The sequence below is a fragment of the Pseudomonas sp. 2024-210 genome (assembly GCF_045062345.1).
Lineage (GTDB): Bacteria > Pseudomonadota > Gammaproteobacteria > Pseudomonadales > Pseudomonadaceae > Aquipseudomonas.
The window spans coordinates 20886-33340 of sequence record NZ_JBJGEJ010000026.1 but is presented as its reverse complement, the minus strand read 5'-3'; the positions used below and the strand labels follow the sequence as shown (position 1 = coordinate 33340).

Below are 12455 nucleotides of genomic sequence, written 5' to 3'. Positions count from 1 at the left end.
GTCGAGCGCCGGGTTATCCACCAGCCCATAACGCAGGGGCAGCAGTTGCACGGTGCTTTTCATTAACGGGCAGACGCCCAAGGCCACTTTGGCATCGGTGCGTCTGAGCTTGAGGTCGTTGGGGTTTTTTAGAGGTCGCTTGATCATGCATCAGACTCCTGTAGGACAAAGAGTTGCAACGGGCAATATCAGTGACGCTGTTCACGAGGTGATAGGCAGCTCAAACTTCACGGTGATCGCTCACCCGAAGTTCAATACGTTTAATTTCGTGTAGAAATCGTTAGTTGTTTCATAAAATGACAAACAGCAAATAAAAGTGCGCAAGAAGTTGCGCAGTTGCACCAACCTTAATTAATAAATCAGTCAATAAAGTCAGTTCTGCGTTTTAACACGATGTAGGGTTATTTATATGTAGGATCTTTCCGCATCTTGAGTCGTGCCTGTGCACCCGGCGGATTCTTGGATAAAGTGCATCACGATCTTCGACCCAGGACCCGGAAAATGACTGACAAGAGCCAACAATTCGCCAGCGACAACTACTCCGGTATCTGCCCTGAAGTCTGGTCTGCCATGGAAAAAGCCAACCACGGCCACCAGCGCTCCTACGGCGACGATGAGTGGACCCTGCGCGCCGCCAATGACTTTCGCAATCTGTTCGAGACCGACTGTGAGGTGTTTTTTGCCTTTAACGGCACGGCGGCCAATTCGCTGGCCCTGTCGTCGCTGTGCCAGAGCTTCCACAGCGTGATCTGCTCCGAAACTGCCCACGTTGAGACCGACGAATGCGGCGCGCCGGAGTTCTTTTCCAACGGCTCGAAACTGCTGATTGCCCGCACTGAAAACGGCAAGATCACGCCTGAGTCGATCCGTGAAATTGCCCTCAAGCGCAAAGACATTCACTACCCAAAACCGCGTGTGGTGACCATCACCCAGGCCACGGAAGTGGGCAGCGTTTACCGCCCGGAAGAAATCCGCGCCATCAGCGCGACCTGTAAAGAGTTGGGCCTGTTGCTGCACATGGATGGCGCACGCTTTTCCAACGCCTGCGCCTTTCTCGGCTGCTCACCGGCTGACCTGAGCTGGAAAGCCGGGGTCGATGTGCTGTGCTTTGGCGGGACTAAAAATGGCATGGCGGTGGGCGAGGCGATTTTGTTCTTCAACCATGATCTGGCGGTGGATTTTGACTACCGCTGCAAACAGGCCGGCCAATTGGCGTCCAAGATGCGCTTTTTGTCTGCCCCGTGGGTGGGCCTGCTGGAGAATGATGCCTGGCTGAAACACTCGCGCCACGCTAACCATTGCGCGCAGTTGTTGAGTCAGTTGGTCAGTGACATTCCGGGGGTTGAGTTGATGTTCCCGGTGGAGGCCAACGGTGTGTTTCTGCAACTGTCAGAACCGGCCGTGGTGGCATTGACGGCCAAGGGCTGGCGCTTCTATACCTTTATTGGCAAAGGCGGGGCACGGTTTATGTGCTCATGGGACACCGAGGAAGCCCGCGTGCGGGAACTGGCGGCCGATATTCGCGAAGTGATGGCGGGGTAAAAGCGCTAGTTCTCTGTAGCCGCTGCCGAAGGCTGCGATAAGGTCCACAGGACCTTCAGCATCTTGGGGTCGCTGCGCAACCCATCGCAGCCTGCGGCAGCGGCTACAGAATTTTGCGAATAATCAGACTTGTCCGAGGGTTCGCTCAATCACATCGACCGTGGCGCTGACTTGCTCTTGATAACGGTCGAGTTCCTGTTTGTGGCACAGCTGCAATTCAATCTGCTGGGAACACAGGTTCAACGCGGCCAATACCAACAATTTGTCCCCGATCAAGCTCGGGTACTTTCTTTTCGTTTCGGCCAGGGCTGCCTTCAACATGACCGTGGCGGCCATCAGGGTTTGCTGTTCCCCTTCCGGCGCTTTGATCGTGTAGTCGTTACCCAGAATCGAGACGACGTTTACACCGTCTCTGTCCACGCTCATGCGTTGACAGGGCTCACGCTCGCGCGATCAACCAGTGCTTGAATACGGGCAGCCGTAGCGCCTTGCTTCTCTTCCTGTTCCATCAGGCTCAGTTGCAGGCTTTCGTTTTCGTCTTTGGCCTGAACCAGTTCCGCGTTCAGTTGAGCGTTGGTGTCCAGCAGCTCTTGCTTTTGCTGAACCAGATCGCTGACCAGTTGTTCCAGTTTGCTAAGGGATGACTCAATCATAGTGATGTTCTCAAGCAGTTTCAGAGGGCGCGTACGATAAAGAAAAGTCACCGGCTAAGCTAGCGGTGACCTTTGCATATGAGCTTTAAAGACTATTTATGGGGTTCTCGGTTCCCCGGGCGGTGACTTAGCTGCAAGCTGCAAGCCTCAAGTTAAGAGCCACCCGCCACCGGCCATTCCTGGTAGCTAGCCACTAGAATTCAATCCTCACATCCCCTTTGGGCACGCTACAGCACGACAAAATGTAACCGTCTGCCACGTCTTCGTCGGTGATGCCGCCGTTGTGCTCCATCTCCACTTCGCCGCCCAGCTTGAGCACTTTGCAGGTGCCGCAAATGCCCATGCCGCACGCTTTGGGAATCAACAAACCCAACTTGGCCGCCGCCGCGTGCACCGTTTCGGCCGGGCCCACGCGGATGCTTTTACCGGATGCGGTGAACTCCACCTGATTCAAGTCCGCCACGTCCAGCTCCGGCGCATCGGCCGCCTGCTCGGCCTGTTCCACCGCATCGGCCCGCGCTTCGGGCGGCGTCGCGCCAAAAGACTCTTCGTGGTAACGGCTCATCTCAAAGCCATTGGTTTCCAACAGGCGTTTGACCGCATTCATGTACGGCGTCGGCCCGCAGCAAAACACTTCGCGCTCCATAAAATCGGGGGCCATCAAATCGAGCATCTTGTGATTCAAATACCCGCGATACCCCGCCCACGGCTCGCCCAACCCGTGTTTTTCACAGATCAGGTGCAAGCTGAAGTTGTCGATACGCGATGCCATGTGCTCCAGCTCGCGGTGGTAAATGATGTCTTTGGGCGAGCGGGCGCTGTGGATAAACACCATGTCGACATTGGCGTTGGTGTCATAAAACCAGCGCGCCATCGACATAACCGGGGTGATTCCCACGCCACCGCTCAAATACAACACCTTGGGGCTCGGCGCATCGATGGCGTTGAATAACCCCACCGGGCCATGCACCGCCAGTTCCTGACCTTCTTGCAGCGTGTCGTGCAGCCAGTTGGACACGCGCCCGCCCGGCACGCGCTTGATGGTCACCGAAAAGCTGTACGGAACCGAAGGCGAGCTGGAGATGGTGTACGAGCGCATGAGCGCCTCACCGTCGATTTCCAGCTCCAGGGTCACGAACTGCCCCGGCTTGAAAAAGAACAGAATCGGCTGATCCGCCATGAAGCAAAAGGTGCGCACATCCCAGGTTTCCTGAATCACTTTGACGCAACGCACGATGTGGCGGCCATTGGCCCAGGTCTGGGTGGTCACCGGGTTCAGAAAGCTGTTGGACATGCGCTTCTCCACGGCCGACTACCGGCCTCATGCTGGCGATTCTGCGCAGGCCCCGAGGCGACCATTTACCTATTCGCGACATTCACATACTTATCGCGACCAGCCCCTGAAAACAGGCCCTCACGCGTCGTCAACAGATGGGGCCATGTCGCCCGTGGATATGGCATCCCCACGCGCTGAACGCACACTCAGCGCAACTGATCAGCCACTGCCAGGCCACACCCGATGGCCATGAGGACGACAACGATGGACATCACCGCCACCCTGAGCCTGGGCGACCCGCTGGAACCCGCACGCCTGGCCACCGCCCAGATGCTGCACAGCCGCGAACGGACGTTTTCGTTGCCGCAGCCGTTCTACAACGACGAGCGATTGTTCGAGATCGACATGCAGGAAATCTTCCAGAAGGAATGGTTGATTGCTGGTATGACCTGCGAGATCCCGACCAAAGGCAACTTCCTGACCCTGCAAGTGGGCAACAACCCGATCATCGTCATTCGCGGTGCCGAGGGTCAGGTGCATGCTTTCCATAACGTGTGCCGCCATCGTGGCTCACGGCTGTGTACCCTCGAAAAAGGCAAAGTGGCGAAGCTGGTATGCCATTACCACCAATGGACCTACGAGCTGGACGGGCGCCTGCTGTTTGCCGGCACGGAGATGGGCGCCGATTTCGACATGAAGCAGTACGGCCTCAAACCTGTGAACGTGAAGACCGCTGGCGGCTACATCTTTATCAGCTTGGCCGACAACCCGCCCGCCATCGACGAGTTTCTGGCAACGCTCGATCACTACATGGAACCCTACGACATGGAGAACACCAAGGTGGCGATTCAAACCACCCTGGTTGAAAAAGCCAACTGGAAACTGGTGCTGGAAAACAACCGCGAGTGCTATCACTGCAACGCGTCACACCCCGAGCTGCTGAAAACCCTGCTCGAGTGGGATGACGTCACCGACCCGCGTGCCGATCAGGCGTTCAAAGATCACGTAGCCGCCTCGGCAGCGGCGTGGGACGCCGAAAAGATTCCTTATGCCCACGCCAGCTTTGGCCTGCGTAACCGCATCGTGCGCATGCCCCTGCTCAAGGGCACGGTATCAATGACGCTGGATGGCAAGCAGGGCTGCACCAAACTGATGGGCCGAATCAAAAACCCGGATTTGGGCTCGATGCGCATCCTGCACCTGCCCCACTCGTGGAACCACTGCATGGGCGACCACATCATTGTGTTCACCGTGTGGCCCATCAGCGCACAAGAAACCGTCGTGACCACCAAATGGCTGGTGCACAAGGACGCGGTCGAAGGGGTGGATTACGACGTAGAGCGGATGCGCAAAGTCTGGGACGCCACCAACGATCAAGACCGCCGACTGGCCGAGGAGAACCAGCGCGGCATCAACTCCATCGCCTACCAACCGGGGCCGTATTCCAAAACTTACGAGTTTGGCGTGGTCAACTTTATCGACTGGTACAGCGAGCGCTTGCTCAACAATTTGGGCGCTGCGCCCGCACCGTACCTAAAAGGGGCAGTAGCTCAATAGCTCTCACCATGCGGGCAATACATCAAATGCGCCTTCCCGGTGACACGAATCAACGGGTGGGGCACAACCTCGCACGTCTTGACGATCTCGAATCCATGGCGCTCGTAAAAACGCCGGGCGCCGCTGTTGGCTTCATAGTCGATCAGACTCAAGCCCTTGAGACCCAACTCCCTACAACGCGCATGCGCGTGCTTTAGAAACTGCTGGCCTAACCCACGGTTGCGCCAGCCCTCATGCAACGCCAGGCTTGAAATATAAAGGGTGTCGGGTATTTCCATATCCGCGTAGGCCGCCAGCACCGGGTCGGTTTCTGGCTGTGCCTCGGGATCGTGGCGCATTTCAAAACTGTGCATCATGCCGATGACCTGACCCTCAGCTTCGGCGATCCGGCAGTTTTCGTAAGAAAAAATAACCCCCTCACGTGCATAGCGCATCTCGCCTACGTCCAACAAGGGTTGCCCTGGCTCTGCGATTAAACTCCAGATGTAATCGGCACAGCCTTCAGACGAAATTTGAAACAAACGAGCAATCTCACGCGCATCGCTGCGTTGAGCTGGACGCATAAAAACGGCCATAAAAAGTGACTCCCTAGAAGGAAGCGCTTTTTTAGCGTGAACCGCTTTAACGCTGCAATACACGCGTCAAAGGCCTTTATATCCAATTGTTACGCGAAGTGGTCATTTTTTAACCAGATCGCTCTACCCTCTGCATTCAAAGGGCCGCAGCAGTTCACCAACATCTTATCCACAGGCACACCCACAGCAATTGTGGGGAAGTGGACAATTCCAGGCTTGAAGCCCGATTGGCTATTTTTTGTACAACTCAGTGTAAGCCACGTTATTCGTGGCTTACAGCCACAAGCGAACACCTTATCCACATAACCGCCAACAGAGAATGTGCGCAACTTATGCACCGCACCTTTTCTTTGTGGAAAACCCTTTTAAAGCACCATAATTCAAGGGTTAAGCCGTCACGCAGTGCATAACTAGGTCAATTGTCTATTTTTTGATCAGAAGCATGGAAGCCGCGTGCTGTATGGCGCTTAGCCGACAGCAAACAACTTATCCACATAAGCGCTAACAGACTTTGTGGGCAAGTCAGCGAATCACACCTTCCTCGATGAATAACTTCAAAATGGCTTCGGCGCCCTCTTCTGCCGTCACACCCTTGAGCACTTGGCCAGAACCACCCACGGTCTTGGCCGTGGCTGCTTTCATGCGCTCGGCAGCACTTTTGGCCTTAATCACTTTCAAACGCTTGGGGCGGGGCTTGGCAGGCTGGAAAAGCGGTGATGTGGATAACTCCTCCACCGCCACATCCACTGTTTCTACATTCACTTCCCCCCGCGTGGCTGGGCCATAAGCGCTTTGTCGGGCTTTGGGGGCGGCGTTATCCACAGTGGCCATAAAGGGCAGGCGTACTTTCAGACGACGCCGCTGGCCTCGGGGCAGCGCTTGCAGCACCAGCGCGACACCGTTGTGGATAGATTCAATGTGCGCGATGCCCACCAGCAAGGGCCAACCCAATTGCTCGGCCAACAGATAGGGCAACATGCCCGATCCTTCGCCGGTTTCAGCCTGACTGCCGGCGAGCACCAGTTGCACACCGGATTCACGCAAATAGTCTGTTAACGCTGGCAGTGCATCGGCCCCCGCAGGTTGTTCCAGCACGTGCAATTCGGACAGGCCCATGCCCAGATAGGCCCGTAATGCCGGCTCATGGGGGTTGCCCGCGTGTAGCACGTGCAGGTTATCCCCAGCCAATTGCAGGCCCAGTTCGACGGCACGGGCATCGTGTTCGGCTCGTCGAGGGCGGCCCGAAGCCGGGTGTGCGCCGATGGATACCAGTGCAACAGTGGCGATGGTCATTGTTTAATCTCCAAATCAAAAGCCCCTCACCCTAGCCCTCTCCCGGAGGGAGAGGGGACTGGTTTGTGGTGTTCTTCAGTCTGCATGCGGTCAGTTCCCTCTCCCTATGGGAGAGGGGACTGGTTTCTGGTGTTCTTCAGTCTGCATGCGGTCAGTTCCCTCTCCCTATGGGAGAGGGCTAGGGTGAGGGGCTTCTAGGCGGCATCACGCTTACTCTCTTGCCGCCACTTATCCACAGCCACTATCAATGCCTGAAGAATCGCCGCACCGTCCCCAATCACCGACAAATCCGCCCGTTTGATCATGTCGCAAGCCGGGTCCAGGTTAATGGCCACCACCTTGTCGCAGGCGCCAATGCCTTGCAGGTGCTGGATCGCGCCACTGATGCCCACCGCCACATACACCCGAGCGGTCACCCACGTACCACTGGCACCCACCTGCCGCTCGCGCCCCATAAAACCATCGTCCACGGCCACCCGCGAGGCACCCTCCGTCGCCCCCAAGGCCGCAGCCGCCCTGTGGAAAAGTGCCCAGTCTTTAACGCCATTGCCACCGCTGAGAATGAATTCCGCTTGCGCCATGGGAATGGCCCCCGAGTCCACCTCCACCGCGCCTAAATCCTCAATACGCGCCAAACATGGCACCACCGCTGTGGATAACTGCACTTCAAGCGCTTCGTACCGGCTGTCACTCACGGGCTCTGCACATTCGCCTGTCGCCAGAATGATGCGCGGCACACCCCGCACCACGTCCTGCAAACCCGCTCCTGCACGGCCGATACAGTGACCGTCCTTGATCTGCCACACCCGCGTAGCCGGTCGCTCGCCCATACGAGCGGCAAAACGCCGCCCTAACTCCCCACCGCCTGCGCGGCTGTCCGGCAATAACCAATGCTTGGGCGCAAACTGGTTATCCACAGCCTGCAACCCCTCAACCTGTTGCTCCGGTGCATAACCTGGGTTGCCGAGCAGCAATAACCGGTCAACGCCCGCGGTGGCAAACGCGGTTTCTCGTGACTCGCCAAACACCACCGCCAACACCGCACCGTCTGCACCTGCGAGTTGTCGGGCCAGCCCCAGCAGGTCACGGTCGTGGCTGCTCAAGCGGCCGCCGATCATGTCCGGCACCACGGCAATGTAAAACGCCGGGGCGGGTACTAGATGCAGCGGCAAGATCACCTCACTGCTGGCTGAACGCTTGCCGACGCCAGCCTGCTGCGCGCCGCTGCGATCGATGCGTTTTATGCCGTTAGGACCGATAAAACCGACGGCGTGGACGTTTTTGCGCATCACCCCGTTGGGCCCCATCCAGGTCGATTGCGCCGGTTGCATCGCGGCATGCAACGGATGCAGACGATTGCGCGCGATACGCTCGGCACGCGGGTCGCGGCGTATAAGGTCACTCATGTGATCACCTCAGGTTCCAGGCGTTTAGCCGGTTGGGCGGGCGCAACGGGCTCGATCAGGGCATCGGCCACCAGTTCGGCAATGTCCTTGATCTGCGGCCGTGGTTCGACCACGCCTTCAAGCATCGCCGTGCATTGCGGGCAGCCCACCGCCACCCGCTCGGCACCTGTCTCGCGAATATCGTCCATGCGCATGTCGGGAATGCGCTGTTTGCCGGGAATGTCGGTGATCGGCGCCCCACCACCGCCGCCACAGCAGCGCGACCGAAACCCCGAACGCTGCATCTCTTTGACCTCGATACCCAACGCACGCAACACCGTGCGCGGGGCCTCGTATTCGCCGTTATAACGGCCCAGGTAACAGGGGTCGTGATAGGTCATACTGCCGCCCGTGTCAGCCTTCAAATCCAGTAAATCGGCCTTGATCAGTTCGGCCATATAGGTGCTGTGATGGTGAACCTGGTAGTCGCCGCCAAACGCGCCGTACTCGTTTTTCAACACATGCAAACTGTGCGGGTCACAGGTGACGATACGGTTGAACCGGTACTGCGCCAGCGTCTGGATATTGCGTTTAGCCAGCCCTTGAAACGTGGCTTCATCGCCCAGACGCCGGGCGACGTCACCGCTGTCGCGTTCCTCCAGGCCCAGCACCGCAAAGTTCACGCCCGCCGCTTTCAGCACTTTGACGAAAGCACGCAAGGTGCGCTGGTTACGCATATCAAAGGCGCCGTCACCGACCCAAAACAGTACGTCCACCGACGGTTTGTCGCGCATCACGTCGAGGCTCAAATCGGCCGCCCAGTTCATCCGTCCGCCGGGGGCAAAGCCGCCGGGGTTGTCCGTGGCGATCAGGTTATCGAGCACTTGTGCACCGTTGTTCGGGGTGGCGCCTTTTTCCAGGGTAAGGAAGCGGCGCATGTCGACGATGGCGTCCACGTGTTCGATCATCATCGGGCACTCTTCAACACAGGCCCGGCAGGTGGTGCACGACCACAAGGTGTCAGCGTCGACCAGGCCATTGACGATGGGTTGATGCGGGTTGCCGCCATGTTCGCCAATCGGCTTGCCGGGGTAGGGGCTGCCGGCAAATTGCGCATCTGTGCCGCCCGCCAACCCGACGACCATGTCTTGAATCAGCTTTTTCGGATTGAGCGGCTGGCCTGCGGCGAATGCCGGACACGCAGCTTCGCACTTGCCGCATTGCACGCAGGCGTCGAAACCGAGCAGTTGGTTCCAGGTGAAGTCCTTGGGCTTTTCGACTCCCAAAGGCGCGCTGCGGTCATTCAGGTCCAGAGGTTTTAAACCCGTGGAGCGACCGCCACCAAAGCGCTCCGCACGGCGGTGCCAGGCCAGATGCAGGGCACCTGCGAAGGCGTGCTTCATCGGCCCGCCCCAGGTCATGCCCAAGAACAGTTCTGACACGCCCCACGCCACCCCGACGGCCAACACCGTGGCCAGCAACCCGCCGCCAAAGCCTTCTGGCAACAAGCCCGTAACGGGCAAGGTGAGGATGAAAAAACTGGCCGAGAACACCAGCAAGCTTTTAGGCAGGCGCATCCACGGGCCTTTGGACAGGCGCGTAGGGGGATTGAGGCGACGTTTGCAGACGAACAGTGCGCCAATGAACATCAGCGCCGTGGCGAACAGCAACGCGTAGCCGAGGATGCGGTTATGCAGGCCCAGGCCGTGCACCAATAGGGCCAGCAGTGCCGCCAACACAAAGCCGCCCGCCGTGGCGACGTGGGTGTTGGCCATGTATTTATCGCGGGCAACGACGTGATGCAGGTCGACCCTGTACCGACGCGGCATGGCCAGCAGGCCGCCAAGCAGATCAACTTTGGACGGGCGACCCTGGCGCCACAGCTTGAGCCGGCGAAAGGCGCCGATGATGGCCAGGCTGAGCGCGGCGAAGAGCAGCAGAGGCAGTAGGACATTCAGCATGGGGGGCTCCCCTTGAAATTCGGTGTGGTCACACGACCCTCACCCCAGCCCTCTCCCAGAGGGAGAGGGGGCCGAACGGTGAAAGCCGCAACGCCAGTGTCCAGTCCCCTCTCCCTCTGGGAGAGGGTTAGGGTGAGGGCCACGGTGTACTCAAAAATCCTTGCACAACCGCAGCGCGTCATAGATCGCTGCATGCACGTTGCGCTGCGCCACGCAGTCACCGATGCGAAACAGCAAGTAACCCTCACCCGCCTCACTCAAACACGGCTGCGGCGTGATCGCGAACAAGGCTTCAACGTCGATCTGGCCCTTGTTGCGTGAGTCCGGTTTAAGCGCGTAATACAGTGCTTCATCCGGGCGCACGCCGTTTTCAATGATCACCTGATCGACCACCCGCTCTTCTTTGGCCCCCGTGTATTCGTTCTCCAGCACGGCGACCAACTGCTCGCCTTCGCGGTAGACCTTCTCCAGCATCATGTCGCCGGTCATGATCACTTCTTTGGGGTACAGGCTGCGGTAATAGGTGGGGAAAGACGTGCCGCCAATCGCCACACCGGGCTTGGTGTCGTCAGTCACGATCTCGACCCGTGCCCCCTTGTCCGCGGCAAAGTCGGCCACCGACATCCCGGTAAATTCGCAAATGGTGTCGTACACCAACACGTTTTTGCCCGGCGCGACTTTGCCGTCGAGCACGTCCCAACTGCTCACCACCAGCCCTTGCGCCGCCCCCCAGTGCTCGTTCTGCTCCACAAAGGGGTGACCGCCGACCGCCAGCACCACGATGTCCGGGCGCAGGTCCAGAATCGTCGGCACATCCGCCGCCGTGCCCAACCGCACATCGACGTTCAAACGCGCCAGCTCCAATTGAAACCAGCGCGTGATGCCCGCCATTTGATCGCGCTGTGGCGCTTTGGACGCTGTGGTGATTTGCCCGCCAATGGCGTCTTTTTTCTCGAAAAGCGTCACGTCATGCCCGCGTTCAGCGGCCACCCGCGCCGCTTCCATGCCCGCAGGCCCTGCGCCAACGATCACCACCATGCGTTTAGGCCCGGCGGTTTTCTGAATAATGTGCGGCACGCCCATGTATTCACGCGACGTCGCGGCGTTTTGAATGCACAGCACGTCCAACCCTTGGTACTGGCGGTCGATGCAGTAGTTGGCGCCCACGCATTGTTTGATCTGGTCGACCTGGCCCATTTTTATTTTGGCAATCAGGTGCGGATCGGCAATATGCGCACGGGTCATGCCGACCATGTCCACGTAGCCGCCCTCCAGAATCCGCGTGGCCTGATTCGGGTCCTTGATGTTTTGTGCGTGCAGCACTGGCGCCTTGACCACCTCCTTGATGCCCGCCGCCAAGTGCAAAAAAGGCTCCGGTGGGTAACTCATGTTGGGGATCACGTTGGCCAGCGTGTTATGGGTGTCGCAGCCCGAACCGACCACGCCGATAAAATCGAGCATGCCGGTGTCGTCGTAATACTTGGCAATCTGTTTCATGTCTTCATGACTGAGGCCGTCGGGGTGGAATTCATCGCCACACAGGCGGATGCCCACGCAGAAATCCGGGCCGACTTCAGCACGCACAGCCTTGAGCACTTCGAGACCAAAACGCATGCGATTTTCAAAACTGCCGCCCCATTCATCGGTGCGCTTGTTCACACGCGGGCTCCAGAACTGGTCGATCATGTGCTGATGCACCGCCGACAGCTCCACCCCGTCAAGCCCACCGGCCTTGGCCCGGCCTGCGGCGCTGGCGTAATTGCCGATGATGCGCCAGATCTCTTCCGGCTCAATGGTCTTGCACGTGGCCCGGTGCACCGGCTCACGCACACCGGAGGGCGACATCAGGGTCGGCCAGTTGAACCCATCCCAGCGTGAGCGACGGCCCATGTGGGTAATCTGGATCATGATCTTGGCCCCGTGCTTGTGCATGGCATCGGCCAAATTCTGGAAGTGCGGGATGATGCGATCAGTGCTCAGGTTGACCGAACTCCACCACTCTTGCGGGCTGTCGATGGCCACCACTGAAGAGCCACCGCAGATGGCCAGACCGATACCGCCCTTGGCTTTTTCTTCGTAGTACTGCACATAACGCTCGGTGGTCATGCCGCCGTCGGTGGCATACACCTCAGCGTGAGCGGTGCTCAGCACGCGGTTGCGGATGGTCAGCTTACCGATTTGAATCGGCTCAAACATTGCTTCGAACGCCATAT

The 12455-nt window shown here is 58.5% G+C and carries 10 protein-coding genes; 2 read left to right on the top strand and 8 right to left on the bottom strand.

The features are described 5' to 3' along the window. Window positions 1–501: 501 nt before the first annotated feature. Window positions 502–1542, top strand: a complete 1041-nt coding sequence (locus ACI7MX_RS22235; protein WP_314489140.1) for a low specificity L-threonine aldolase — start codon at window positions 502–504, stop codon at window positions 1540–1542. Between the two features lie 123 nt (window positions 1543–1665). Here ACI7MX_RS22235 and ACI7MX_RS22230 read toward each other — a convergent pair whose 3' ends face one another. The 3 genes from ACI7MX_RS22230 to gbcB form a co-directional block, all read right to left on the bottom strand. Next, window positions 1666–1968, bottom strand: coding sequence for a cell division protein ZapA (locus ACI7MX_RS22230; protein WP_122785405.1), 303 nt, complete (start codon window positions 1966–1968; stop codon window positions 1666–1668). Continuing rightward, window positions 1965–2195 (bottom strand): hypothetical protein, encoded by a 231-nt coding sequence (locus ACI7MX_RS22225; protein WP_122785406.1) that lies wholly within the window; start codon window positions 2193–2195, stop codon window positions 1965–1967. The genes ACI7MX_RS22230 and ACI7MX_RS22225 overlap by 4 nt, the downstream gene beginning before the upstream one ends. A 193-nt stretch (window positions 2196–2388) precedes the next feature. Next, window positions 2389–3489, bottom strand: a complete 1101-nt coding sequence (gene gbcB, locus ACI7MX_RS22220) for a glycine-betaine demethylase subunit GbcB (RefSeq protein ID WP_314489131.1) — start codon at window positions 3487–3489, stop codon at window positions 2389–2391. A gap of 246 nt (window positions 3490–3735) precedes the next feature. On the opposite strand from gbcB, the gene gbcA reads away from it, so the two are divergent. Next, a complete protein-coding gene (gbcA, locus tag ACI7MX_RS22215; RefSeq protein ID WP_314489128.1) occupies window positions 3736–5028 on the top strand; it encodes a glycine-betaine demethylase subunit GbcA in 1293 nt (430 codons plus the stop codon). On the opposite strand, the gene ACI7MX_RS22210 is transcribed toward gbcA, so the two are convergent. The 5 genes from ACI7MX_RS22210 to dgcA form a co-directional block, all read right to left on the bottom strand. Continuing rightward, window positions 5022–5603, bottom strand: a complete 582-nt coding sequence (locus tag ACI7MX_RS22210; protein ID WP_405584605.1) for a GNAT family N-acetyltransferase — start codon at window positions 5601–5603, stop codon at window positions 5022–5024. The genes gbcA and ACI7MX_RS22210 overlap by 7 nt on opposite strands. 522 nt (window positions 5604–6125) lie before the next feature. Then, the gene (locus ACI7MX_RS22205; protein WP_314489121.1) at window positions 6126–6896 is read right to left on the bottom strand and encodes an electron transfer flavoprotein subunit beta; all 771 of its coding nucleotides are present in this window, start codon (window positions 6894–6896) and stop codon (window positions 6126–6128) included. 194 nt (window positions 6897–7090) lie between these two features. Further along, window positions 7091–8302, bottom strand: coding sequence for an electron transfer flavoprotein subunit alpha/FixB family protein (locus ACI7MX_RS22200; RefSeq protein WP_405584602.1), 1212 nt, complete (start codon window positions 8300–8302; stop codon window positions 7091–7093). Beyond that, window positions 8299–10242 carry a dimethylglycine demethylation protein DgcB gene (gene dgcB, locus ACI7MX_RS22195; RefSeq protein ID WP_405584599.1) on the bottom strand — a complete coding sequence of 648 codons (1944 nt, stop codon included), beginning with the start codon at window positions 10240–10242 and terminating at the stop codon, window positions 8299–8301. The genes ACI7MX_RS22200 and dgcB overlap by 4 nt, the downstream gene beginning before the upstream one ends. A gap of 150 nt (window positions 10243–10392) precedes the next feature. Beyond that, window positions 10393–12453, bottom strand: a complete 2061-nt coding sequence (gene dgcA / locus ACI7MX_RS22190; protein WP_405584596.1) for a dimethylglycine demethylation protein DgcA — start codon at window positions 12451–12453, stop codon at window positions 10393–10395. Window positions 12454–12455 lie beyond the last annotated feature (2 nt).